The organism is Gordonia sp. J1A (genome assembly GCF_055393515.1).
In genome coordinates, this window is the sequence record NZ_AP041607.1 from 2,496,739 (window position 1) to 2,519,802 (window position 23,064).

25 protein-coding genes are annotated in these 23,064 nt (G+C 68.1%); 7 read left to right on the plus strand and 18 right to left on the minus strand.

Annotated elements, in window-relative coordinates; translation table 11 throughout:
* Positions 1-4 precede the first annotated feature (4 nt).
* Entirely contained in the window at positions 5-877 is an 873-nt protein-coding gene (locus tag ACZ5QD_RS11670; protein ID WP_222111783.1) for a LuxR C-terminal-related transcriptional regulator, read from the plus strand.
* 183 nt (positions 878-1,060) lie between these two features.
* Complete coding sequence (locus tag ACZ5QD_RS11675) at positions 1,061-1,459, plus strand: hypothetical protein (RefSeq protein ID WP_464366767.1); 399 nt, start codon at positions 1,061-1,063, stop codon at positions 1,457-1,459.
* Positions 1,460-1,516: 57 nt separating this feature from the next.
* On the opposite strand, the gene lysS is transcribed toward ACZ5QD_RS11675, so the two are convergent.
* From lysS to ACZ5QD_RS11690, 3 genes are all read right to left on the minus strand, one after another.
* Positions 1,517-3,049 carry a lysine--tRNA ligase gene (lysS, locus tag ACZ5QD_RS11680; protein ID WP_006896196.1) on the minus strand — a complete coding sequence of 511 codons (1,533 nt, stop codon included), beginning with the start codon at positions 3,047-3,049 and terminating at the stop codon, positions 1,517-1,519.
* 49 nt (positions 3,050-3,098) lie between these two features.
* Complete coding sequence (locus ACZ5QD_RS11685) at positions 3,099-3,512, minus strand: hypothetical protein (RefSeq protein WP_006896195.1); 414 nt, start codon at positions 3,510-3,512, stop codon at positions 3,099-3,101.
* Between the two features lie 225 nt (positions 3,513-3,737).
* Positions 3,738-4,154, minus strand: a complete 417-nt coding sequence (locus ACZ5QD_RS11690) for a hypothetical protein (RefSeq protein WP_464366768.1) — start codon at positions 4,152-4,154, stop codon at positions 3,738-3,740.
* Positions 4,155-4,759: 605 nt separating this feature from the next.
* Between ACZ5QD_RS11690 and ACZ5QD_RS11695 the strand changes: the two genes are divergently transcribed.
* Positions 4,760-6,430: a TIGR03767 family metallophosphoesterase gene (locus tag ACZ5QD_RS11695; protein WP_464366769.1), complete on the plus strand. Its 1,671-nt coding sequence runs from the start codon at positions 4,760-4,762 to the stop codon at positions 6,428-6,430.
* Between the two features lie 27 nt (positions 6,431-6,457).
* On the opposite strand, the gene ACZ5QD_RS11700 is transcribed toward ACZ5QD_RS11695, so the two are convergent.
* The 5 genes from ACZ5QD_RS11700 to ACZ5QD_RS11720 form a co-directional block, all read right to left on the minus strand.
* Positions 6,458-7,618, minus strand: a complete 1,161-nt coding sequence (locus ACZ5QD_RS11700; RefSeq protein ID WP_045537737.1) for an acyl-CoA dehydrogenase family protein — start codon at positions 7,616-7,618, stop codon at positions 6,458-6,460.
* 5 nt (positions 7,619-7,623) lie between these two features.
* Complete coding sequence (locus ACZ5QD_RS11705) at positions 7,624-8,406, minus strand: enoyl-CoA hydratase/isomerase family protein (protein WP_045537718.1); 783 nt, start codon at positions 8,404-8,406, stop codon at positions 7,624-7,626.
* Positions 8,403-10,067 (minus strand): long-chain-fatty-acid--CoA ligase, encoded by a 1,665-nt coding sequence (locus tag ACZ5QD_RS11710; RefSeq protein WP_062366050.1) that lies wholly within the window; start codon positions 10,065-10,067, stop codon positions 8,403-8,405. Before ACZ5QD_RS11710 ends, ACZ5QD_RS11705 begins: the two co-directional genes overlap by 4 nt.
* Before the next feature lies 1 nt (position 10,068).
* Entirely contained in the window at positions 10,069-11,247 is a 1,179-nt protein-coding gene (locus ACZ5QD_RS11715; protein ID WP_045537714.1) for a thiolase family protein, read from the minus strand.
* 338 nt (positions 11,248-11,585) lie between these two features.
* Positions 11,586-12,083 (minus strand): MarR family transcriptional regulator, encoded by a 498-nt coding sequence (locus tag ACZ5QD_RS11720; protein ID WP_006896191.1) that lies wholly within the window; start codon positions 12,081-12,083, stop codon positions 11,586-11,588.
* 56 nt (positions 12,084-12,139) lie between these two features.
* Here ACZ5QD_RS11720 and ACZ5QD_RS11725 point away from each other — a divergent pair, with 56 nt between their 5' ends.
* From ACZ5QD_RS11725 to ACZ5QD_RS11740, 4 genes are all read left to right on the plus strand, one after another.
* The gene (locus ACZ5QD_RS11725) at positions 12,140-13,924 is read left to right on the plus strand and encodes a chloride channel protein (protein ID WP_231875650.1); all 1,785 of its coding nucleotides are present in this window, start codon (positions 12,140-12,142) and stop codon (positions 13,922-13,924) included.
* Positions 13,921-14,919 carry a cytochrome c oxidase assembly protein gene (locus ACZ5QD_RS11730; RefSeq protein WP_278125039.1) on the plus strand — a complete coding sequence of 333 codons (999 nt, stop codon included), beginning with the start codon at positions 13,921-13,923 and terminating at the stop codon, positions 14,917-14,919. Before ACZ5QD_RS11725 ends, ACZ5QD_RS11730 begins: the two co-directional genes overlap by 4 nt.
* Positions 14,894-15,349 (plus strand): CocE/NonD family hydrolase, encoded by a 456-nt coding sequence (locus ACZ5QD_RS11735; RefSeq protein WP_052692388.1) that lies wholly within the window; start codon positions 14,894-14,896, stop codon positions 15,347-15,349. The genes ACZ5QD_RS11730 and ACZ5QD_RS11735 overlap by 26 nt, the downstream gene beginning before the upstream one ends.
* A gap of 112 nt (positions 15,350-15,461) precedes the next feature.
* The gene (locus ACZ5QD_RS11740) at positions 15,462-16,049 is read left to right on the plus strand and encodes a TetR/AcrR family transcriptional regulator (RefSeq protein ID WP_006896183.1); all 588 of its coding nucleotides are present in this window, start codon (positions 15,462-15,464) and stop codon (positions 16,047-16,049) included.
* A gap of 26 nt (positions 16,050-16,075) precedes the next feature.
* On the opposite strand, the gene ACZ5QD_RS11745 is transcribed toward ACZ5QD_RS11740, so the two are convergent.
* From ACZ5QD_RS11745 to folP, 10 genes are all read right to left on the minus strand, one after another.
* Entirely contained in the window at positions 16,076-16,549 is a 474-nt protein-coding gene (locus ACZ5QD_RS11745; protein ID WP_006896182.1) for a MaoC/PaaZ C-terminal domain-containing protein, read from the minus strand.
* Positions 16,546-17,352 (minus strand): type III pantothenate kinase, encoded by an 807-nt coding sequence (locus ACZ5QD_RS11750; RefSeq protein ID WP_006896181.1) that lies wholly within the window; start codon positions 17,350-17,352, stop codon positions 16,546-16,548. Before ACZ5QD_RS11750 ends, ACZ5QD_RS11745 begins: the two co-directional genes overlap by 4 nt.
* A 14-nt stretch (positions 17,353-17,366) precedes the next feature.
* Complete coding sequence (gene panD / locus ACZ5QD_RS11755) at positions 17,367-17,792, minus strand: aspartate 1-decarboxylase (protein ID WP_006896180.1); 426 nt, start codon at positions 17,790-17,792, stop codon at positions 17,367-17,369.
* 8 nt (positions 17,793-17,800) lie between these two features.
* Positions 17,801-18,694 (minus strand): pantoate--beta-alanine ligase, encoded by an 894-nt coding sequence (gene panC / locus ACZ5QD_RS11760; RefSeq protein ID WP_006896179.1) that lies wholly within the window; start codon positions 18,692-18,694, stop codon positions 17,801-17,803.
* Positions 18,691-19,608 (minus strand): Rossmann-like and DUF2520 domain-containing protein, encoded by a 918-nt coding sequence (locus ACZ5QD_RS11765; RefSeq protein WP_006896178.1) that lies wholly within the window; start codon positions 19,606-19,608, stop codon positions 18,691-18,693. Before ACZ5QD_RS11765 ends, panC begins: the two co-directional genes overlap by 4 nt.
* 142 nt (positions 19,609-19,750) lie before the next feature.
* Positions 19,751-20,686, minus strand: a complete 936-nt coding sequence (locus ACZ5QD_RS11770; RefSeq protein WP_006896177.1) for a DUF6779 domain-containing protein — start codon at positions 20,684-20,686, stop codon at positions 19,751-19,753.
* Between the two features lie 62 nt (positions 20,687-20,748).
* Positions 20,749-21,309 (minus strand): DUF3180 domain-containing protein, encoded by a 561-nt coding sequence (locus tag ACZ5QD_RS11775; RefSeq protein WP_006896176.1) that lies wholly within the window; start codon positions 21,307-21,309, stop codon positions 20,749-20,751.
* A complete protein-coding gene (folK, locus tag ACZ5QD_RS11780) occupies positions 21,306-21,815 on the minus strand; it encodes a 2-amino-4-hydroxy-6-hydroxymethyldihydropteridine diphosphokinase (RefSeq protein WP_006896175.1) in 510 nt (169 codons plus the stop codon). The genes ACZ5QD_RS11775 and folK overlap by 4 nt, the downstream gene beginning before the upstream one ends.
* Positions 21,812-22,210 (minus strand): dihydroneopterin aldolase, encoded by a 399-nt coding sequence (gene folB / locus ACZ5QD_RS11785; protein ID WP_006896174.1) that lies wholly within the window; start codon positions 22,208-22,210, stop codon positions 21,812-21,814. The genes folK and folB overlap by 4 nt, the downstream gene beginning before the upstream one ends.
* Positions 22,203-23,048, minus strand: coding sequence for a dihydropteroate synthase (gene folP / locus ACZ5QD_RS11790; protein ID WP_006896173.1), 846 nt, complete (start codon positions 23,046-23,048; stop codon positions 22,203-22,205). The genes folB and folP overlap by 8 nt, the downstream gene beginning before the upstream one ends.
* Positions 23,049-23,064: the final 16 nt, after the last annotated feature.

The following is a 23,064-nucleotide window of genomic DNA, read 5'->3' on the forward strand; positions in this document are numbered from 1 at the left end:
TCTTGTGACCCGTGACACCGACAACCCTCCGAAGAGGGGTGCGCCCCACGACGAGCTGGCTCGGCAGCTCCGGCGCCCGCTCGAGCGGCTCCGCCGGCACACCGGCGCCAGTCTCGCCTTCGCCGGCCGCGTGGTGCCCGACGCCGCCTCGGGCGACGGGCACGCCGTCGAGCTCAGCTACTTCGACGGCGACGTGGTCGGTCCGCTCCGGGGAGTCCAGCTCGACTACGGTCACGGTCTCGGCGGACGGGTCCTGACGAGGCGCCGGGCCACCGCGGTGCACGACTACGTCCAGTCGCCGCTGATCACGCACACCTATGACGCGATCATCCGCGCCGAACAGCTGTATTCGATGGTCGCCGCACCGATCATCGTGGGCCGCAAGCACATCGGAGTCCTGTATGCGGCGCGTCGGAGCCGGCACGATCAGCTCGACGCCACACTCGACGTCGTCACCGACGAGGCCCGCGCCGTCGAGCAACAACTCACCGTGGCCGAGGTGCTCGGGGCGATCCGCACGGACGACGAGGAGCGTGAGCTGACCGCGTGGCGGAGCCGCGTGCAGGCCTCGTACACCGAACTGCGGACCCTCGCGGCCGACATCGACGACGCCTCGGTGCGCGCGCGGATGCTGGAGATCGCCGCGCAGTTGGCGGGCGAGGCGCCCGCAGAGGAACTGCCCGTCCGTCTCACCGCCCGCGAACAGGACGTGCTCAGTCTCCTCGGCGCGGGGCTCACCAATCCGGCGATCGCCGCGCGGCTCGGCATCGGACTGCACACAGTCAAGGGTCACGTTAAGTCGCTGCTGGTGAAGCTCGACGCGAACTCCCGCTTCGAAGCGGTCGTCAACGCCCGTCGAATCCGTCTCCTCCCCTGACTGCGCCGTGTGAGTGAAATCGCAGTTCACCGCGACTGAAGCGTCATTCGTTCGACCGACCGACGGGCTAACGGTTCGCCGATCCCTCGTGACATTCCGGGTAGCGGTCGACATACACCGACACACGCAGGACGACACCGCGGCCCGGCCGCTGCCGCTGCACCTGCGAGAGGAGTGGTCATGATGCGAAATCCCATTCGCAGCACGACACGGATCGCCGCGGCGGTCGCCATCGCCGCATCCGTAGCGGTCGGAGCCGGAGCGGTCAGCGCCGGTGAGGCCGCGGCCGACGGCTTCCCGAACGGACCGTACTGCAACGGCCCGGCGAAGGTGCTCGCGGAATCGGCATGGTCGCAGGTCGCGATCTGCCCGGTTCAGGGACCCACCGGCTGGGAGTACAGCGGGAAGGGCAAGGTCACCGGGAACACCATCGACCTGTGGGGAGCCACCCAGAACGGCTACGGCTTCCACGCCTGCAACAACGGCTACACCTACCACGTGCACCGCGACCGGTTGCTGATCACCGGCCCGAACGGAGGTGTGGTCTCCAACGAACCGTGGATCAGCTACATGGAGCGCTGACCGCGTGCGTCGGTCGCCGGCCGGTCGGGACGCGATCCCGGCGGCCGGTGACTGCCGCTACTGAATCGGCTTGACGAGCGGGAACAGCACCGTCTCGCGGATTCCGAGGCCGGTCAGCGCCATCAGCAGCCGGTCGATGCCCATGCCGGTGCCCGCAGTGGGCGGCATGCCGTGCTCCATCGCGGCCAGGAACTCCTCGTCGAGGACCATGGCCTCATCGTCGCCGGCCGCGGCCAGCCGCGCCTGGTCGACGAAGCGTTCACGCTGAATCACCGGGTCGACGAGTTCGGAGTAGCCGGTCGCCAGCTCGAAGCCGCGCACGTACAGGTCCCACTTCTCGACCACGCCGGGGACCGTGCGGTGCGAGCGCACCAGCGGCGAGGTCTCCACCGGGAAGTCGCGGACGAAGACCGGCTCGTCGAGCTGAGAGCCCACCAGGTGCTCCCAGAGCTCCTCCACCAGCTTGCCGTGTCCGTAGCCCTTGTCCTTCGGCACCTCGAGCCCGACCCGGTCGGCGATAGCCAGCAGTTCCTCGACGGAGGTCTGGGCGGGGACGATCTCCTCGCCGAGGGCCTCCGACAGCGACGGGTACATCGACAGCGAGGTCCACTCGCCGGAGAGGTCGTACGTGCTGCCGTCGGGCATGGTCGGCGTCAGGGTGCCGAGCGCGCCCATCGCCACCGACTGGACGAGTTCGCGGGTCATCACGGCGGCGTCGTCGTAGGTGCCGTAGGCCTGGTAGGTCTCCAGCATCGCGAACTCCGGCGAGTGCGTGGAATCGGCGCCCTCGTTGCGGAAGTTGCGGTTCACCTCGAAGACGCGTTCGATGCCGCCGACCACGCAGCGCTTGAGGAACAGTTCCGGCGCGATACGCAGGTACAGATCCATGTCGAAGGCGTTGGAGTGGGTCACGAAGGGGCGTGCCGCCGCTCCGCCGTGCAGCGTCTGCAGCATCGGCGTCTCGACCTCGAGGAAGCCGCGGTCGGTCAGGAACTTGCGGAGCTGCGCCATCACCTCGATCCGGGTGCGCGCGATGGCCCGCGCCTCGGGACGGACGATGAGGTCGACGTACCGCTGGCGGACGCGCGACTCCTCGTTCATCTCCTTGTGCGCCACCGGCAGCGGTCGGAGCGCCTTCGATGCCATCTCCCACGAGTCGGCCATGATCGACAGCTCGCCGGTGCGGGAACTGATCACCTCGCCGTGGACGAAGACGATGTCGCCGAGGTCGGTGTCGGCTTTCCACCGCGCGAGCGACTCCTCGCCGACGCCGTTGAAGCTCACCATCGCCTGCAACTGCGTGCCGTCGCCCTCCTGCAGGGTCGCGAAACAGAGCTTGCCCTTGTTGCGGAGGAAGATGATGCGGCCGGCGACGCCCACCTCGACCCCTGTCTCGGTGCCGGCTTCCAAATCCGGGTACTCCGCACGGATCTCGGCGAGGCTGTGCGTGCGCGCGACGGCGACCGGATACGCCTGCCGCCCCTCGTCGAGGATGCGCTCACGCTTCTCCTGACGGACCCGCACCTGCTCGGGGGTCTGGTCGGCGGCTGCGGTCTTGGTGGTCGGCGCGCTGGAAACCTGGTCACTCACGCACCCAAGGTTAAGCGGCCCACCAGGGGCAAGACCAATCAGCGGGTCATTACGGCGTATCGAACAGTCCGAGCACGTCAGCGCCGACGGAACCGTTGATCCCGCGCTCGCGCAGCGCGGCGTGCCCGCCGACCACGAACCGTGCGCCGAGGACGCCGCGCGCCTGCAGATGCCATGCCAGCATCTCGGCGTCGTATCCGTCGTCGCTCACCAGCACCCACCGCGCGTCGACGGTGGCCGTGCGCAGGCGATCGGGCGAGTCCGGGGAGAGCAGATCGAGGGCGTCGTCCACGTCGAGCGCCATCGCGCCCACGAGTGCGCCGGCGGCCGATCGTGCGACGGCGCTGCGAAGGTCGACGGCCACGGCGCCGTCGGCGAGCGTCGCGAGGTACTCCTCGGCCTGCAGGGACAGCGGAGCGTCGGTGTACGAGGTGGTGACGGGTGCAGAGAATGCGAGAGTCATGGAGAGGTGATCCTGTGATCGAACGAGCGGGGGTTGGCGAAATCGGCCGACCGCGTAAGCGCGGTGTCAGCCTCGACAACACTCCTGACAGCTCTTGATCACGACGACGAGTTTGCCACAGCTTCGCGCCGTTGACCAGACTCGGCGCAGTCGTGAGTTAAATTCGCTGCCTGCGCTTATGCCGTATTGCGTTACCTGAATCGGGTAACGCAATACGGCACAGGCTCACTCGAGCCGACAGTCGGCGGAACAGCGGACCACGGTTCCCGGCCAGCCGCGCGCGGCGAGAATCGCGCCGATGCCGGCCGCGGTGCGGCAGGGGCGGTCGACCGTCTGCCCCCATCCGAGCCGGATGGTCCGCTTGCGGCCATAGGCGATCGCGTCCAGGTCGCGCTCGAGGTCGCGGAACCCGCGTCGTCCGACGCCGGTCGGCGTCTGCCGCACCGACGCCGGCAGTCCGTGGGCCCGTTCCACATCGCGTAGATAGCAGTGTTCGAGCACCGAGCACGTGCCGTCGCGGACGTCGAAGAGCACACGCTCGAGGAAATCCCGCCGCTCGTCCGCTGCCTGCTCGCCAGCGCCGCGAGGAGTCGGTTCGCGCCCGGCCGGCCACATCGAGTACCGCGTGCTCGGGCCGCACACGCGGCGGGTGCGTGTGCATCAGCGCCCGCTCCGCCAGGTGACGGCTGTAGTGGACCACCACGCCCGGCCGGCTCGACAGCCGTTGTCGGGCATCCACGACGACATGGATCGGACCCGAGGCGGTCGACGACGAGGCGGCGAGAATCGCCGACTCGCGACTCAGTGCCGCAGGCATCGCCCACAGCACCGCGATCCATTGGCGTTGCCGCTCAGTCGGCGGTCCGGTGTGCGTCACGTAGACACCGGGGCATGCGGCGACCCAGTCCCGGCTCCGCAAGCGTTGCCTGACGAACGCGGACGTGAGTCCGCACTCGAGGACCTGCCGTCGCGCGACCACACCCTCCTGATTCGCCAGCAGATGTGTGAGCGCCACCCGTGGTCGATCCCCCGATTCCCCCATCCGTCGAGTGTGAGCCGGGCCCGGTCGCCACGGACGACGTTCGGGTCGCCTGTGGACAACGGGCGACCCGAAAGCCATGTGCCGTACGCCGTTACCCGATTCGGGTCAGGAAGTACGGCGTAAGGCGAACGCCCGGTCAACTACTTCTGACACGAATTCGTCGCAGACGCATAATCCGAGTGTGCTCCGCATTACAGTGTCTGCCATGCCGTCGAACCGCTTGTCCCGCCGCCAGTTCCTGCGTGCGAGCGCAGCGACCGCCGGAGCCGTCGCCGCGGGCAGTGTCCTGGCCGGACACGTCCACGCCGACCCCGCCTCCGCCGCGAACACCGCGGGTACCACCCTCGCGCAGGTCGCGGCTCCGGGGCGGGCTCGCAAGGGCGGCTACCGGCAGCTGGTCGCGGGCAGAGGCTGGCCGCTGTTCATCCGGCAGGAGCTGGCGGCTGCCAAGCCCGGACGCGAGACGGCCCGGAGCGCCCTCGCCTCGTTCGTCCAGCTCACCGACATCCACATCGCCGACGTGCAGAGCCCCGCGCGGTTCGAGTACGTCCATCCCGTGCAGGCCCCGGCCTTCCGCCCGCACGAGGCGCTCGGCACACAGGGCGCCGTCGCGCTGGTGAAGCGCATCAACGCTCTGGCGCGCGGGCCGTTCACCGGAAGGTCGTTCGACTGCGTCGTCTCCACCGGCGACAACACCGACAACCACGAGATCGTGGAGCTCGGTTGGTTCCAGCACATCCTGTCGGGCGGTTCCATCACCCCGAACACGGGGGCGAAGAACCGATTCGAAGGACTGCAGGCGCTGGGGTCGTCGCTCTACTACCGTCCCGAACTCGACTCGTGGGACATCTACAAGGACCGCGGCTTCATCCAGATCCCCGGCCTGCTTCACGCCGCGATCAAGACGCACTCCAGCCCAGGCCTCGACATGCCGTGGTACGCGGTGTTCGGCAACCACGACGATCAGCTGCTCGGCACCGTGCCGAACAACATCGTCGACTGGCTGTACCACTCGAACGTCAAGTACGACCTCCCCGACACCGATCCCACGGCGGCCGCCATCGGCAGGGCGCTGAGCACCGACCCGGCGGCGCTCGGTCCGCTGCTCGCGAAACTGCGCACCACCGGCCCCGTGATCCCGGTGACGGCCGACGCCGGCCGACGGCCGTTCTCGCCGCGGGAATTCATCCGCAGGCACTTCGACCCCGCGATCAAGGGCGCGGGTCCGCTCGGGCACGGTTTCGCCGATCCCGACGGGCCGTCCTGGTACCGATTCGACATCTCCGAGAACGTCCTCGGACTCGCACTCAACACGACGAACAGTCTCGGCATCGCCGACGGGTCGATCAGCCAGAAGCAGCTCGACTGGATGAACCGCACCATCGCCGCCAACCGCGACAAGCTCGTGATGGTGTTCAGCCATCACACATCCAAGACGATGACCGCGAAGCTGCCCAACCCGGAGACTCCCGGCGAACAGCAGTACGGCGGCGACCACCTCGTCGCGCAGCTCCACCGGCACACCAACGTGATCGCGTGGGTGAACGGCCATACGCACCGGAACGAGATGATCGCCCACCGCGGCGCCACGCCGAAGAACAGCTTCTGGGAGATCAACACCGCCAGCCACATCGACTACCCGCAGCTGGCCCGGATCATCGAGGTCGCCGACAATCGCGACGGCACACTCAGCATCTTCACACCGCTGATCGAAGCCGACAGCCGCTACACCGCCGACCCGTCCGACCTGTCACCTGCGGGGCTGGCCAGCCTCTACCGCGAACTGTCGTACAACGACATCCACCGCGACGACGCGCTGCTCGGCGCCCCGAACGACCGCAACTGCGAGCTCTTGCTGCCGAACCCGCTGCACTGAGCCGGAGGCCGATCAACGTTCCGCAGTTCACAGCGACCGGCCGATCAACTCCTTCATGATCTCGCTGGTTCCGCCGTAGATGGTCTGGACACGGGCGTCGGTATACATGCGGGCGATCGGATACTCCGTCATGTAGCCGTAGCCGCCGAAGAGCTGAAGGCAGCGATCGACGATCTCCTTCTGTTTCTCGGTACCCCACAGCTTGGCGATGGACGCGGTCGCCGGATCGAGGCGACCGGCGATCTGTTCGCCGATGCAGTGGTCCACGAGTGTCTTGCCCGCCAGCACGTCGGCCTTGCATTCGGATAGCACGAAGGTCGTGTTCTGGAAGTCGAGGATCGGCTTGCCGAACGCCGTGCGCTGCTTGGCGTAGGCGACGGTCTCCGCCACAGCGGCCTCTGCGGCCGCGACGGCACCGACACCGATGATCAACCTCTCCCGCTGCAGTTGGCTCATCAGTTGGTAGAACCCCTGCCCTTCGACACCTCCGAGCAGATTGGCCGCCGGCACCCGCATGTCGGTGAACGACAGCTCCCGAGTGTCCTGGCCGTGCTGGCCGATCTTCTTCAACACCCGGCCACGCTCGAATCCTGGGAGATTCGCGGTCTCGGCCACCAGGAGCGAGATCCCCTTCGCGCCCTGCGATGGATCGGTTTTGGCCACGATCACCAGCAGGTCGCAGTGGGTGGCGTTGGAGATGAACGTCTTCGACCCATTGACGACGTAGTGATCGCCGTCCCGGACCGCAATGGTGCGCACGGCCTGCAGATCAGAGCCGGTGCCGGGCTCGGTCATCGCGATGGCGAGGACCGATTCGCCGTCGGCGCACTTCGGCAGCCAACGCTTGCGCTGTTCTTCGGTGGCGTACGAGTCGATGTAGTGGGCGACGATCGTCGAATGGACCGCGAAGGCGAGTGCGGAGTCACCGGCCGCGCACAACTCCTGCTGAACCACCGCCTCGTGGCCGAAGTCACCGCCGGCACCGCCGAAACTTTCGGGGACGTCGAGGCACAGCAGGCCTGCGGCACCGGCCTTGGTCCACAGGTCCCGGTCCACCTGATGCTGTTCGGCGAACCGTTCCTCGTGCGGAGTCACCTCCTTCGCGATGAAGGCGCGCGCGTGCGCGCGGAGCGCAGCGTGGTCATCGCTCTCCCATGCGGCTCGATAGCCGGGAAACAGCTTGGACATGTATGTCACCTTCCGTTGAAGAGAGGGGTGCGCTTGTCGAGGAACGCGTGCTGTCCCTCGTGGCTGTCATCGGATCTCAGCGCGACGTGGAAGTTCCGCCGCTCGTATTCGAGACCCAGTGAGAGGGACGGTCGCAATGCCGCCGACGCCGAGTCCTTGGCGAGCGCAACGGCGAGCGGCGAGTTCCGCGCTATCCGTCGAGCCATCCGGAGTGCGGCGTCGAGCGCTTCCCCTGCGGGCGCGACCGACGCGACGAGACCGGCCGACTCGGCGTCTCGCGCATTCATCGAATCGCCGGTCAGCAGCATTGCCATCGCTTTCGCCTTACCGATCGCCGCGACGAGCCGCTGGGTACCACCGCCACCGGGAATGACGCCCAGCTGCACTTCCGGGACCGCGAAGCGGGCCGACTCGCCCGCCACCACGGTGTCGCACGCCAACGCGAGTTCGCATCCCCCGCCGAATGCCACCCCCTCGACGGCGGCGATCAACGGCTTCTGAAACGAACCCAGCCCGGCCCACAACGCATCGCCCGAAGCTCGTCGCGGCCCGAAGAGGGTCTCCTCGCGAAGCGCGTCGAACGCCCCGATGTCCGCACCTGCGCAGAACACACGGTCGGAGCCGGTCAGAATCACCGAGCGGACCGATTCGTCGAACCGGCACGCTTCGATGTGCGCGGCGAGTTGCTCCATCACCTCTCGGTTGAGTGCGTTGTGGGCCTCCGGACGGTTGATGCTCAGGACCACGATCCCGTCTCTGTCCTCGCGGACCACCCGCTCGCCGGTCATTGCACGTCCCGGTAGACGTCGGCGTACTGGGATCGCATCACCTTCTTGTCGAGCTTGCCGACGCTGGTGCGGGGCAGCGCGTCGACTCGGATCACTGTGTCGGGCAGTTGCCACTTCGCAAACTTTCCCGCGAGCTGCTCATGCACCTCCGCCGGCGAGATATCCTCCCCGTCCGCCGAGACCAGAACAACCACCGGGCGCTCCTGCCACTTCGGGTGTGCCACGCCGATGACAGCTGCCTCCGCCACGCGAGGATGCGCGACTAGGGCGTTCTCCATATCGATCGACGAAATCCATTCGCCGCCGCTCTTCACGACGTCTTTAAGACGATCGACGACCTTCAAGTACCCGTTCGGGTGAATGGTCGCGACGTCGCCGCTGCGCCAGAAGCCGTCGACGAATCGCTCGCCGGGCGCATCGTCGAGATCGTGGTAACGCTCGGTGATCCACGGACCCCGAATCAGCAGTTCGCCCTCCGCGACTCCGTCGTGGGGCAGCTCCGCACCGTCGGGGTCGACGATCCGCAGATCGATGCCGTTGACCGGCAGGCCCTGGCACCGCTTGAGATCCCATCGCTCTTCATGGGTGAGCCCGGTCAGAGTCGGCTTCATCCCCGCGTTCACCGCGACGAAGGGTGTGGTCTCGGTGGCGCCGTAGGCGTGGATGATATCCGCGCCTGTCAGGTCGTAGAACTCGCGCATCATCGTCAGCGGAGGCTCGGTGGCGCCGCACAGCAGACGCGCCCGATGCAGGTCGGGTGCCTCGTCGAGCATCTTGATGTAGTCGAGCATCGGTCCGAAGATCGCCGGAGCACCGTTGGCTACCGTCACCTGCTCGGCGATCATGGCGTCCACCAGATCAGAGGTGTCTTCGGCAACGTACCGGCCCGGCAGGACCACCTTGGCCTGGGCGTAGACGGCGGACTGCGGCAGACCCCAACTCTGTCCGTGGAACATCGGGGTGATGAGCATGACGGTGTCGTCCGACCCCATGCGGAGTGCTGCCGCCTGCGCCATGGTGTGCAGGTAGATGCCGCGGTGCGAATAGTAGACGCCTTTCGGCCTACCCGTCGTTCCCGTGGTGTAGCAGGCACTGTAAGCGGAGGTCTCGTCGATGACGGGCCAGTCGAAACTCACCTCCGCCTGTGCCATCAAGTCCTCGAAGAACACCGCGTTCGGCAGTCCGGGATCGATGTCTGACGACGGTTCGTCGGACATCACCACCCACTTCAGAACCCCGGAAGCGTGGGGCGCCAGTTCGCGTGCCACAGGCAGCAGCGACTCTGCCACCAATACCACCGATGCCCCGCTGTGAGTGGTGACGTACCCGAGATCCTCGGGAGCGAGGCGGAGATTCATCTGCAGCATCACGGCGGCGATACCGGGAATCGCCCAGTACAGCTCGAAGTGCCGCTTACTGTTCCAGTCGAGAATCCCGACCACGTCGGCAGGACCGACTCCGAGTCCGGTCAGGACATGCGCCGCCTGCTGGATCCGGGTGTAGGCATCGGCATAGGTGTAGCGATCCCACCCGCCGTCGGGCGCACGGTAGACGATCTCCTGCTCCGGGAAGGTCCGTACCGCGTGACGCAGCAGGGTGGTCGTGTTGAGCTGGTAGCTGTCGCCGTGCGTAGACGGCAGCCCGCGAATGATGTCGGTCATGTCAGATCCGTTCGATGATGGTGGTGTTGGCGGTGCCGGTGGCTTCGCAAACGGTCTGGAGTCCTATCCGTTTGCCGGTTCTCTCGAGCTCACAGAGCAGATCCGTCAGCATCCGTGCACCGGTGGACCCGAGCGGATGACCGATCGCGATGGATCCACCGTTCACGTTCAGCTTGTCGTCGGGCACACCGAACTCACGCTGGAACATCAGCGGTACGCCGGCGAACGCTTCGTTGACCTCGAAGAGATCGATGTCGTCGACTGCCAGCCCTGAGCGCTCCAGTGCCTTGCGTGAGGACCGGAGAATCGCTGTGAACTGCACGACCGGATCGTCGGCCGCCACGCTGAGCGCTCGAAACCGCGCGCGCGGCGTGAGTCCGTGCTGTTCGGCGAACTCCCGGCTCGCGATCATCAGCGCTGCGGCACCGTCACTGATCTGCGATGAATTCGCCGCCGTAGTCATGCCTTCGTCGGCGAACACCGCGCGCAACGACGCCATCTTCGCCTCATCGGGTTGCTCTCGGATCCCTTCGTCGTGATCGATGACGGTGGATGCCGGATCGGCGGGGTCGGCCTTCAATGCGACCAGCTGCGCCCGGAAGCGCCCGTCGGCCGCTGCCGCGGCGGCACGCCGGTGGCTACGTGCGGAGAACCGGTCCAGGTCGGAACGAGACAGACCCCACCTGGTGTTCAGCAGCTCAGACGAGGGGCCCTGCGCCATCAGCCGACCGTCGTATCGGTCCAGCTCCCTCGGGCTGTACTGCGGTCCGAGGGGTGCACCCGGAATCATCGACGGCGGCAGCGTGACCTGCGACATCGACTCCACACCGCAAGCGATGACCAAATCCTGAACACCGGCTGCCACGGCTTGCGCGGCGAAGCTCACCGCTTGCTGGCCGGATCCGCATTGGCGGTCGACTGTCACGGCCGGAACCGTTTCGGGCAGTCCGGCCGCCAGCACCGCATGCCTGCCGATGTTGCCGGTCTGCTGGTCGAACTGCAGGACACAACCAGCGATCACGTCGTCGATGAGCTCGGGGACCACACCGGTCCGGTCGATCAACTCGGCGATGGCCGCGCCGAGCAGGTCGACCGGATGCCATGCGCTCAGGGCACCGCCGCGTCGGCCGACTGGTGTTCGGACTGCACCCACGATGACGGCTTCGGGATTCGTACTCACTGCTGACTCCTGTCGCTGGGATCGCTCCGCGTCTGCGGAGACTGAAAGACGTCGCGGCAACGGAACCAGGAGTTGAGACACCGTTCACTTCAGCCGCTATACAGTCGTATCGTAACCATCACATTTGTATTGGTCAATGGTGTGCGCGTAGCCGTCAGCGAACGGAAAGAAGGCACTGCAAGACGCCCCCGAATCAACGAAGCAACGCCCGGCCATCGGGCCCGCATCACCCCGAACACGGCGGAGACTTCAGTGCCGCCGGCCGTGTGCCGAGTGACAAGCGGTTCGGACAGTCGTGGGTGCAGACGGCCGCGCCCCGAACACCTTCCCCGAGATCGCTAAGCCCAGAGGTCTTGAGCCCGCGACACCGCGGGCTCGCCGCCGACCTCGGAGAATGCCGTGAGTGCGCGGACCAGTTCATGCCGCTGCTCCGCGGTGAGGCGGCTGATGACCTGCTCGATCTCGGCACGTCGGCGATCAGTGACCTCCCGCACCGTCGCCGCCCCGTGAGAGGTCAGCGTGACGATGAGTTCGCGCCGGGTCTGTTCGCTCGGAGTCCGTTCGACCAGCCCGGCGTGCGAGAGCCGATCGATCATCCGCGAGGCGGTCGACGGCTGGACCGCAAGTCTGTGCGCCAGCGATGAGAGGTTCATCGGGCCACTGTTCGACAGCAGCACCAAGACGCGGAACTGGGCGATGGTGATCGAATCATCCACTTGAGCAATAGATTTCGCCGATAGCGAGACCAGAAGACGCGAGGCGGTCAATACGGCGTCGGCCACGTCGTCGACGCTGATCGAATGTCCGTCCGCGGGGCGTCCTGCTGCTGCCGTCACAAGAGAAAACTACCCTACCCATCGATTAGCCGATGCAACTGTTGCATACTGCAATCGTGCTTGCGTTCACTTCTGGAAGTCCGAACGGCGCGATCATGCCGCGCCGGACGCCGTTCCCGACATGGCTGCGCGAGTCGTCCACCGGCATCGTCCCGGTGGCGGTCTCGGTGGGAGTGGCCGTCGGTGTGGCCGCCGTCGGATTCCGGTGGCTCATCGTCGGCGCCACGATGTTGTTCACCGGTTACACCGACTTCTCGGCGCAGGGCCGGGTCGGGCACAACGGTGTACCGGCGTTGGGCTTCTGGTTCGTCGTGTTGACTCCGGTGATCGCCGGGCTCGTCTACGGGCCGTTGGTGTCGTGGCTGGCGCCGGAGGCGCGCGGCCACGGGGTGCCGGAAGTGATGTTCGCGGTAGCCGAGCGCGGCGGCCACATACCGGCACGGATCCCGATGGTGAAGTCACTGGCGTCGGCCCTGTGCATCGGCGGCGGAGGGTCGGTGGGCCGTGAGGGACCGATCGTCCAGATCGGCGCCGCACTGGGCTCGACGGCGGCGCAACTGCTGAAACTGAACACTCCTCGCATGCGGTTGCTGGTCGCATGCGGCGCATCGGCGGGGATCTCGGCGACGTTCAACGCCCCGCTGGCCGGGCCGTTCTTCGCGATGGAACTGATCCTCCGCGACTTCGCCGCAGAATCATTCGCCGCGGTGGTCCTGGCCAGTGTGACCGCGAGTGTCGTCGGCCGGTCGCTTCTGGGCGACAGTCCGTTTCTGACACTGCCTTCGTTCACTCCGCACGGCGGCGTGGAATATCTTCTGTTCATCGTTGCGGGCGCGGTTCTCGGGCTCGTCGGTGTCGCCTTCTCGAAAGTCCTCTACCTCATCGAAGACGTCTGCGACTGGGCGTGGAGAGGCCCCCAATGGCTCCGCCCCGCCGTCGGCGGGCTCCTGCTCGGCGGCGTGCTGTGGGTGCTTCCGCAGCTCTACGGCGTCGGATACCCCGTGCTGGAGAACGCCATCGCCGGCCGATACACGGTGGCATTGCTGATTGCGCTGATGGTGGGGAAGATGCTGGCGACCAGCCTGACCATCGGTATCGGCGGGTCCGGTGGAGTGTTCGCCCCCACCCTGTTCATCGGGGCCGTCGGCGGCACCGCCGTGGGCGCGGCCGTTCACGGACTGCTGCCATCGATGACCGGCTCGCCGGGGGCCTACGGCTTGATAGGCATGGCCGGCGCATTGGCCGGAGCCACCCGGGCTCCGATCACGGCGGTCGTCATCATCTTCGAGCTCACCGGCGAGTACTCGATCATCCTCCCGCTCATGGCCGCCGTCGCCGTGTCCACAGGTGTCGGCAAGCTCCTCTCGAAAGACACGATCTACACGCGCAAACTGACCCGTCGCGGGGTCGACATCGTCTCAGGGCAGCGTCACCGCCCTCCGACCGTACGGGTCGCGGACGTCGTGAGCTCGCCACCGGCGACGCTGCATGAGACGGCCACGTTGGCAACGGCAGCCGAGGCCCTCCAACGGACAGAGGTCGGCGCGGTACCGGTCGTGGACGACTCCGGCGTCTACCGCGGCATCCTCAGCGCGCAGGCCATAGCGGACGCACTCACTCGCGGATACGGTCCGACCACCGTCCGCGAGATGGTGACGACGTGCCCGACCGTGACGGCCGACGCGCCCCTCGGCCAGGCCATGCCCGTACTGGACGCCGCCCCCGCCATCGGCGTACCGGTGATCTCGGCCGACGGAGCCCGGCTGGCCGGGTGGCTCACGCATAAGGACGTGCTCCATGCCTCATCACCCCCGGCACAACCACCCCCGGCGCAGACATGAGAACGGCGGCGCCTCCCCCGGCCTGGCCCCAGGTGCTGACGGTCTGGACCGCGACCCCCGTGGCCACAGCGCTGATCGCGGTGCTGACCGCGGCATATGTTCTGTGCGTCCTGGTCCGACTGCGCGACGGACGGCCATGGCCGCGATCCTGCCTGCTGTGGTGGTTCGCCGCGGTCGCCACAACGATCGTCGCGCTGAACAGCCCGCTGGCCACGTACTCGGGCAACCTGTTCTGGGCGCACATGATCGTGCATCTGCTGTTGATCACCGTCATTCCGGCGCTGCTGGTCGCCGCGGCACCGATCCGGCTGATCCGCTCGAGTTCGGCGAGAACACGGACGGCCGTCACGTCAGCGGTGTCCAGTACGCCGTTCCAGTTGCTCACTAGGCCGGCTGTGACCGTCCCGCTGTACGCGGCCGTGCTCGTGACCACCCACCTGACCGGATTTCAGCAGGCCATGGCCCAGCACATGTGGATCCATCACGCCGAGACAGTCCTCTACCTCGTCACCGGCTATCTGCTTCTGCTTCCTCTGCTCGGCAACGAGTACGTCGGCCGCCACCTGGTCTTCCCGCTGCGCGCCGCCACGATCATCGCGTGCATGGTCCCCGACGCGATCGTCGGAGTGACATTGATGATGTCGCCGCACATCATCGCCCCCGCGTACAGCCGATCGCGCCCCGACTGGGGACCCACCGCGCTGGCCGACCAGACCGCGGCCGGAGCGATCATGTGGGTCGCGGGAGACGGACTGATGATGATCCTCATCCTGGTCATCGCCCGCGAATGGGTGGCGACGAGGGAGTCGAGCTTCGGCGGCTGGCTCGACGGAGTCCGCGCCCGCGCGACCATCGGCGCGAACACCGCCGCGCTCGACGACGACGCCGCCGCTCTGGACGCCTACAACGCCAGGCTCGCCGCACTGCACCACATGCCACGGCCACACCACCAATCAGAGGAGTCCGTCCATGACGATCGACCACATCGCCGCTGACCGCCCGGCCCGCGGAAACCGGCTGCGGTACGCATGCCTCACGCTGTGCGCATTGCCGCTGCTCGCGGGCTGCTCCAGCGGCGGCACCGAGCAACACGACGCCGCCCCGCCGCCACCGCCCAACGAGGCCGCGATCCTGAACGACGCGTCGCCCCAATCCATCATCGACACCTACCGTCGCGGAGGTCTGCACGTCTCGAACGACCACGACACGACCGCGACCGCCTGCGGCGAGGCCCATTGTCAGGCTGCCGCCACAACGGACCAGGTCACGGTGATGCAGTTCAGCACCACGCGCGAGGCCACCACCTATCACCAGACCCACCCCGACACGTTCCTCGTGGAGAACATCGTCGTCACTCTGCCGTCCGCCACGCCGGCCGACGCCCGCGCTCAGTACGAGCACCTGACCACCATGGCCGTCGAGTAGGCCGATCAGCGCTGCCTCCCCCGCCCTCTGCTATACGTTCGTACCGTACGCATTGCAGATGTAACGACGGCGCGTCGGCATCGTAGAATCTGCGGCGGACGAGGAGGAGACGATGAGCGATCCCAGGGCGGGCGAAGCGGACCTGACTGCGAAGGCCAAGATCCGCAACGCGGCACTCGATCTGTACGCCGAGCACGGCGAGGAGCGGGTGTCGATGCGAGCCGTGGCCGCTGCCGCCGGAGTCACCGTCGGACTGGTCCAACACCATTTCAAGACCAAAGACGGTCTGCGGCGGGCCGTCGAAGAACTGATCGTCGAATACCACCGCGCGGCGATCGCAAGCGTGCCGAACGACGGCACGCCGGCGGAAGTGGCTGCGGCACGAGACGCCGCCGTACGCGCGATGCTCAACGACAATCCGGTCGTCGTCGGCTACATGCGCCGCGTTCTCCTCGACCCGAACAGCCCTACGACGCTGCTGCGCCAACTGACCGAACTCGCACGCGACGAGGTGAGCAAGATGCGCGACGCCGGACTGGCCTCGACGCGGCGCAGCGTCGCGGAACAGACCGTGGCCATGATGGTCCGCAACGTCGGACAACTGTTCCTGCAGCCGATGGTCGACGCGATGTGGGGCCAGCTGGTCGACGGTCCGGCCGACGACGCGAAGCCCGCGCTCACGGTCGACGCCCGAAACTGAGGCGCGTACGCCGGGCGGCGGAGGGTTCAGTCGGCGGGTGCCGGCGGACGCGCGTGCAGATAGGACGCCGAGTGCGTGCGCAGGACCGGCTTCCCCTCCACCGTCAGCTCGGTGTCGACCTCGACCAATGCCCGGTCGCGGTCGTCGAAGGTGACGCCGGTGACGGTGAGTGTCCCGGTCAGCACGTCGCCGGGACGCACGGGCCGGAGAAAGGCGACGTCGCGGATCTCCTTGCCCGCGATCACCGCCCAGTGGTCGTAGACGGCCAGGACACTCAGGCGCTGCATGATCGCGAAACTCTGCACACCGCTGGCGATCAGGCCGCCGTAGGGGCTCGAGGCGGCGATGTCCTCGTCCACATGAAATCCCTGGGGATCCCAGCGCTGCGCGAAGTCGACCAGGTCGTCGGCGGTGAGGGTGTACTCCCCGAGCCGATAGACCCGCCCGACCTCGATGTCGCGACCGTACGCGACGGTCCGGCTGCCGGTCTCAGCGGTCATGCCCGCCCCCTTCCGATGCGGCGGCTGCGCTCGTGGACGCGCCGCAGTCCGTCGAGCGCGAGGTACGGGTGATGTTCGGCGATGGTGCGACACTCGCCCACCATCAGCGGCGCCATGAATCCGGTCGCCACAACGGTCACGTCGGGGCCGTCGAAACCCGGCACGTCGCGCCGGATGCGTTCCACCAGACCGTCGACCTGACCCGCGAAGCCGTAGATGATGCCCGACTGCAACGCCTCGACGGTGTTCTTCCCGATGACGCTGCGCGGCGGCATCAGCTCTACTTTGCGGACGGTGACGGTGTGCTCGCTGAGCGCTTCGACGGAGAGGTCGACGCCCGGGGCGATGACCCCGCCGAGGAACTCGCCCTTGGCCGAGACCGCGTCCACCACGGTCGCGGTGCCGAAGGCGACCACGATGCACGGTCCGCCCGGATAGTTCTCGTGCGCGGCCAGACTGTGGGCCACGCGGTCGGTCCCGACCTCCTTCGGGTTGTCGACCAGCAGCGGCACACCGGTGCGGACCCCCGGTTCGAGCAGCACATGCGGACCGCGCCCGAAGTATCGCGGCAGCATCTCCCGCATCTCACGCAGCAGCGACGGCACGGTCGACAGACCGGCCACGCCCGTCACCTGCTCGATGTCGGGCCCGAGGAGCCCGCGCAGCTGCAAGGCGAACTCGTCGGCAGTCATGTGCGGCTGCGTGTGGATCCGCCAGTCGCGGATCAGTTCCGCGTGGTCGCCGGAACCCGCGAACACCCCGAGATGGATGTTCGTGTTCCCGACGGTGACGGTGAGGAGCACGGGGTCCGCCGGCCTCAGACCGCGGCAGTCGCGAGCCGGCGCGGGTCCTTCAGCCCGGAGCCCTCCGGAACGTCGGCGGGATCGTCGCCCAAGGTGACCGGGCGGTTGTCGGCGTCAACGAAGACCACGTGCGGCGCGTACTCGGCGAGCTCGGCTTCGTTCATGATGCCGTAGGCGATGATGATCACCAGGTCACCGGGATGGACCAGGTGCGCTGCGGCACCATTGATCCCGATGACGCCGCTGCCGCGCTCGCCGGCGATCACATAGGTCTCGAGCCGGTTGCCGTTGTCGATGTCGACGATGCACACCTGCTCGCCCTCCATCAGGTCCGCAGCGTCGAGCAGATCGGCGTCGATGGTCACCGAGCCGACGTAGTGCAGGTCGGCCTGGGTGACGGTCGCGCGATGGATCTTCGACTTCATCATGGTGCGGAACATAGCTGTCCTTACCCTTCTTCTCGCTGCGTGAAGCCGGTGCCGATGGCGACGCCGACGTTGTCGATGAGTCGTGCCGGTCCGACGCGGGCGGCGACCAGAAGTCGGCCGTCACCCTCCTCCGGCGGTTCTTCCAGACCCCGCCCACGCAGTTCGAGGTAGTCGACCTCGATCTGCGGGGCGGTGGCCAAGACTGCGTGTGCCGCGGCGAGGATCGCTTCGCGGCCGCCCTCGGCCGCGTGCGTTCCCGCCAGCAGTGCCGCCGACAGCACGGTCGCGAGTTCGCGCTCCTCTGCCGACAGGTAGCGATTGCGCGACGAGAGAGCGAGGCCGTCGGCCTCGCGCACGGTGGGCACCCCGATGATCTCCACGTCCATGTTCAGGTCGTTGACCATCTGGTTGATCAGCACCAACTGCTGGTAGTCCTTCTCTCCGAAGTACGCGGCGTGCGGTGCGACGATGTTGAGCAGTTTGTTGACGACGGTGAGCATGCCGGCGAAATGCGTGGGTCGCGACGCACCCTCGAGGATCGCCCCCGTCTCGCCGGGCTGCACCGTGGTGCGCGGGCCGGTCGGGTACATCGACGACGCCGTGGGCGCGAAGACGAGTTCCACTCCGAGCGGTTCCAGCAGGGCGCAGTCGGCGTCGAAGGTGCGCGGATACGCGTCGAGGTCCTCGCCGGCACCGAACTGCAGCGGATTGACGAAGATCGAGACGACAACGACGTCGCACCGCAGCTTCGCGGTCTTCACCAGCTGGAGGTGCCCCTCGTGCAGCGCCCCCATCGTCGGCACCAGCGCGACACGCTTGCCCGCGGCGCGCAGCGCCTTCGTGACGCGGTGCAACTCGGCCGGGTCGCGATGCACCGTCGTCCGGCCGGGAGCGTAGAGAGCGGATGCGGTCACGCGTGTTCCTCCAGGAGCTCGTGCAGTTCGCGGCTCGCGCCGCTCTGAACGGCGGCCCGCGCCGAGAGCGCACGGTAGCCGTCCACCAGATGACGGTCGGGCAGTGCCGCCAGCGCGGCGAGATGGCGACGGACCGCCTCGGTGTCGTCACGCGCCACGGGACCGGTGAGCGCGTCGCCGCCCATCTCGAGCACGTTCTCGAGCGAGGCGCGGACCAGCGGCCCGAGCACTCGCTGCGCGATCCCGGAGTCGGGCCCGTCGACGGTGGCGGTGGCGCTCCGCTCCCCCGCCGGCCCGGTGATGGCCGCGGTGAGTGCGGTCAACGCATCGGTGACCAACGCGATCAGATTGTTCGCTCCGTGCGCGAGAGCGGCGTGGTACAGGGTTCGGTCGGCCTCGGCGATGCGGACGGGAGTGCCGCCCATCTCGAGCACCAGCGATGCGGCGATGGCGTCGCCGATCTCGTCGGCAGAGGTGATTCCGAAACACGCCGACGCCAGCCGGGCGGTGTCGTCGGACGTGCCGACGAAGGTCATGGCGGGGTGCAGCGCGACGGTGACCAGACCGAGGCGGGCGAGCGGTTCGAGGATCGCCACTCCGTGCGCCCCCGCGGTGTGCGCGACGATGGTGCCCGGCCGCGGACCGGCGGCGGCGACGGCGTCGACGACGCCGGGCAGTTCCGTGTCCGGAACCGCCAGAATCAGAAGCTGTGAACCGGCGACGACGCCGGGGAGATCGAGCACGCGGGCTCGCGGCAGGCGGAGCACAGCGCGATCGCGCGACTGGGGAGACCGTGCGGTCAGCGAGGCGACATCGTGGCCCGCGGAGGCGAGGGCTTCGCCGAGTGCGGTGCCGACACGACCGGCCGAAATGATTCCGACGCGCAGGCGCGCCGGGGCCATCGGTGAACTCACCGCCGTTCCTCCATTCGTTCCAGTCCCGGCTCGTGATCTCGGAGCCTCGGGTACCAGACGTTCGCCACAACGATAGGCGCGCCACGACGGTCGAGGCTACGCGGTGTGACAACTTTCACCGGATCGGCGCCGGCTGTGAAGTTCAGTCGCGGCGGCGTCGGCCCCCGCGACCGCGGTTCTCCGCCGAACTCGCGCGGAGCTGGCTCAGGAGTTCACTGGCCGGACGTCCCGCCGAGTGCGCACCGTCGTCGCTCGACGGTGCCGCACGGCGGCCCTGCGGCTGCGGTTCCGGCTCGGGTGCGGCGGGCTGCTGCGGCGCCGTCGGCGGGACTGCCGGCGGCTCGTAGGCCTGGGCGCCGTAGGCGACCCGCTCGATGGGTCCGGTCTCGGTCTGCGGCTCGGGTGAGGCCGCGTCGGCCGGATCGTCGGTGACCACCGGGATGATCTCGGTGAGCTCGCCGGGATCGACCTCTTCGACGTCCTGCGGCTCCTCCGGCACATGCCTGCCCGGGTCCGACGGCGGCGCGGTGGTCGCGAAGTCGCGCTCAGCGGCCACGCGATCGTCGGCCGAAGCCGCCGCGTAGCCCGCTCCGGCGAGTCCCGATCCCAGTTCACGCGGGCGCTCCAGGCCGATCGCCGCACGCATGTCGGGCAGCGGGGTGCCGAGCAGTTGTTCGAGGCTCGCGCGCAGTGCGAGCACCTGCGCCTTGAGTTCTTCCAGTTCGACGTTCGACTCGGCCGCGATCTCCTGGCGGATCGCGGTCTCCACATCCGACTCGTACTGGCGGCGCGCCGCGATCTCGCGCTCCAGCTGAAGCTCGTAGACCAGGCGCAGGTCCCGGCTGCGCGACTCGGCGACGTCGGCCTGCCGCCGGTACTTCGTCACCAGCACGGCGCCGATCACCGCGGCCCACAGCGCCGCGATCACGGCCAACGTGGCGGGAACGGAGAAATTATCACCGATCACCATCAGCAGGCTGGCGACCAGCGCCAGCACGACGAACAAACCGATGAGCCATTGTCCGGCCGACGACGGTCGTCTCTTGGCGGCCTCTTCGGATCGTTCCTTAGTGGTCATGAAGGCAAACTTACCGCCCTTGACACGCCGACAGCCGTCACCGGGTGGCCCGTGTCGGAGAATCAGGCCGGTGCGGGCGGACTGTCGGGTGCGGTCTCGGCATTGTCGGCGGACGGGTCGTCCGGCGCTCGGCAGCAGTGTTCCAGCCACAGTGCCGCGGCTACCAGAACCACGCCCCCGACCAGCCCGACGATGGCTCCGACCCGATCGGCGCGCGCCGCTTCCAGGATCCCGTTCTGCAGGAGGAATACCAGGATTCCGGTCCAACCGCCGGTGGCGACGGCGCCGAGGATCGCCGACGCCTTCGCCAGCGCCACGAGACGCGCGGCGTTGATCGGATGCAACTGCCCCTTGGCCGGGCCGACCTCCTTCTCCGCCACCCGTTTGCGGACGACGAAACCGATCACACCTTCGAGCGCCGCGAGCACGTACAACGAGATGCCCGACGGCCACGGCAGGCTCGGGAAGGCCCCGTAGTTGTAGTGGATGAGGATCCAGAGGGCCACTCCGGCGACCACGGCGACCAGCACCAGATCACGGATTCGGGTGAAGCCGAGCTTGTGACGCTCACCGTCGTCGTCACTGTGGGACGGATCGGGTCCGAGGGGGGTCGGCAGCGTCATCCGAGTTCTCCCGCTCGCCGAACCCCCGCGACCTCGGCAGGATCGAGCGCGGAGACCAGATCGGCCACCGCCCGCACACCGTCGGAGGTCCACAGCCGCGCCTGCGGCTCCACCTCCAGCCACGGCACGAGCACGAACGCGCGGTCGGCCGCCCGCGGATGCGGCAGCGTCAACTCCGGGTCGTCGGAGACGACCGTTTCTCCGTCCACGTCCACCGAGACGACGTCCACGTCGAGCGTGCGCGGCCCCCAGCGCACCTCGCGCACCCGCTGCGCGGACTCTTCGAGCCGCCGGCACAGCTCCAGCCACTCCCGCGGGGTGCGGGCGCCCTCCGCCACCACGGTGATGTTCGCGAAATCGTCCTGCTCCACGCCGCCCCACGGCGGAGTCAGGTACAGCCCCGACACGCGGCGCAGGTCGGCACCGAGCGCCTCGACCACACTCCGCAGGTGCGCGTGGCGATCACCGATGTTGGATCCGGCCGACAGAACCGCGCGCGAGGTCACGACGTCCCCTGTCTAGCGGCGGCCACCGATCGAGTCTTCACCGACCGGCGCGTCACGACGGCGACATCGTCGAAGGCCAGGGGAATCGGCGCGCACGGCTTGTGCACCGTCACCTCGCACGCCGATATGCGCCCATCCTTCATGACGGCGTCGGCGATCTCCGCGCCGACGGTCTCGATGAGATCCCGAGGCGGGCCGGCGACGATGTCGTGCGCCAACTGCGCCAGCGCACCGTAGTCGACGGTGTCGGCGAGGTCGTCGCTGGCCGCGGCCGCCTGCAGATCGAGCCAGAGCGTCACGTCGATGACGAACTCCTGACCGTCGCGGCGCTCATGGTCGAAGACCCCGTGGTTGCCGCGCACACGCAGTCCGCGCAATTCGATGCGATCAGCCATGGTCCCTGCCTCTCCGGCCGCCGCCCCGCCAGGCGAGGGCCACTTCGATGGCGTCGCGGCTGGAGGCGACGTCGTGCACCCGGACTCCCCACGCCCCGCCCGCGGCGGACAGCGCCGAGATCGCCGCGGTGGCCACCTCGCGGCCGCTCGGCGGACGGTCGACGCCGTCGCGCCGGAGAAGGGAACCGAGGAAACGTTTGCGGGAGGCGCCGATCAGGACGGGGAAGCCGAGTCCCACCAGCGTCGGCAGCGCGTGCAGCAGCGCCCAGTTGTGATCGGCGGTCTTGGCGAAACCGAGTCCGGGGTCGAGGACGATCTGATCGGGATCGACGCCCGCCGCGACCGCCGCGTCCACCTGGCCCAACAATTCGCCGGAGACCTCCGCGACCACATCGCGGTATCCGCCGGCCTCGTCCACCCGATGCGTGAAGTGGCGATCGTCGCCGGGTGCGTCGTCGGCCGGGCGCCAGTGCATGAGAATCCAGGGCACGCCCGCCTCGGCCAGCACCGCGCCCATGTCCGGGTCGGCGCGACCGCCGGAGACGTCATTGATGATCGCCGCACCGGCTTCGAGCGCATCGGCGGCGACTGCCGCGCGCATCGTGTCGACCGACACCCGCGCACCGGCCGCGACCAGCTCGCGGATGACGGGTACGACGCGGCCCGACTCGGTGGCCGGATCGACGCGAACCGCTCCCGGCCTGGTCGATTCGCCACCGACGTCGATGATGTCCGCGCCCGCCTCGAGCAGAGCCACACCGTGCGCCACGGCCCGGTCTCGCTGCAGATAGCGGCCGCCGTCGGAGAACGAATCGGCGGTCACGTTCAGCACCCCCATGACGAGGGTGCGATCG

Excerpts from the sequence above, each read along its gene's own strand:
- ACZ5QD_RS11705 (WP_045537718.1), bottom strand. The coding sequence starts at position 8,406 with ATGACCGGCGAGCGGGTGGTCCGCGAGGACAGAGACGGGATCGTGGTC.
- folB (WP_006896174.1), bottom strand. The coding sequence starts at position 22,210 with ATGGCTGATCGCATCGAATTGCGCGGACTGCGTGTGCGCGGCAACCAC.
- folP (WP_006896173.1), bottom strand. The coding sequence starts at position 23,048 with ATGGGGGTGCTGAACGTGACCGCCGATTCGTTCTCCGACGGCGGCCGC.
- ACZ5QD_RS11700 (WP_045537737.1), bottom strand. The coding sequence starts at position 7,618 with ATGTCCAAGCTGTTTCCCGGCTATCGAGCCGCATGGGAGAGCGATGAC.
- ACZ5QD_RS11745 (WP_006896182.1), bottom strand. The coding sequence starts at position 16,549 with ATGACCGCTGAGACCGGCAGCCGGACCGTCGCGTACGGTCGCGACATC.
- panD (WP_006896180.1), bottom strand. The coding sequence starts at position 17,792 with ATGTTCCGCACCATGATGAAGTCGAAGATCCATCGCGCGACCGTCACC.
- ACZ5QD_RS11710 (WP_062366050.1), bottom strand. The coding sequence starts at position 10,067 with ATGACCGACATCATTCGCGGGCTGCCGTCTACGCACGGCGACAGCTAC.
- ACZ5QD_RS11775 (WP_006896176.1), bottom strand. The coding sequence starts at position 21,309 with ATGACGCTGCCGACCCCCCTCGGACCCGATCCGTCCCACAGTGACGAC.
- ACZ5QD_RS11735 (WP_052692388.1), top strand. The coding sequence starts at position 14,894 with ATGACGATCGACCACATCGCCGCTGACCGCCCGGCCCGCGGAAACCGG.
- ACZ5QD_RS11695 (WP_464366769.1), top strand. The coding sequence starts at position 4,760 with ATGCCGTCGAACCGCTTGTCCCGCCGCCAGTTCCTGCGTGCGAGCGCA.
- ACZ5QD_RS11685 (WP_006896195.1), bottom strand. The coding sequence starts at position 3,512 with ATGACTCTCGCATTCTCTGCACCCGTCACCACCTCGTACACCGACGCT.
- ACZ5QD_RS11675 (WP_464366767.1), top strand. The coding sequence starts at position 1,061 with ATGCGAAATCCCATTCGCAGCACGACACGGATCGCCGCGGCGGTCGCC.
- ACZ5QD_RS11770 (WP_006896177.1), bottom strand. The coding sequence starts at position 20,686 with ATGACCACTAAGGAACGATCCGAAGAGGCCGCCAAGAGACGACCGTCG.
- ACZ5QD_RS11740 (WP_006896183.1), top strand. The coding sequence starts at position 15,462 with ATGAGCGATCCCAGGGCGGGCGAAGCGGACCTGACTGCGAAGGCCAAG.
- ACZ5QD_RS11730 (WP_278125039.1), top strand. The coding sequence starts at position 13,921 with ATGAGAACGGCGGCGCCTCCCCCGGCCTGGCCCCAGGTGCTGACGGTC.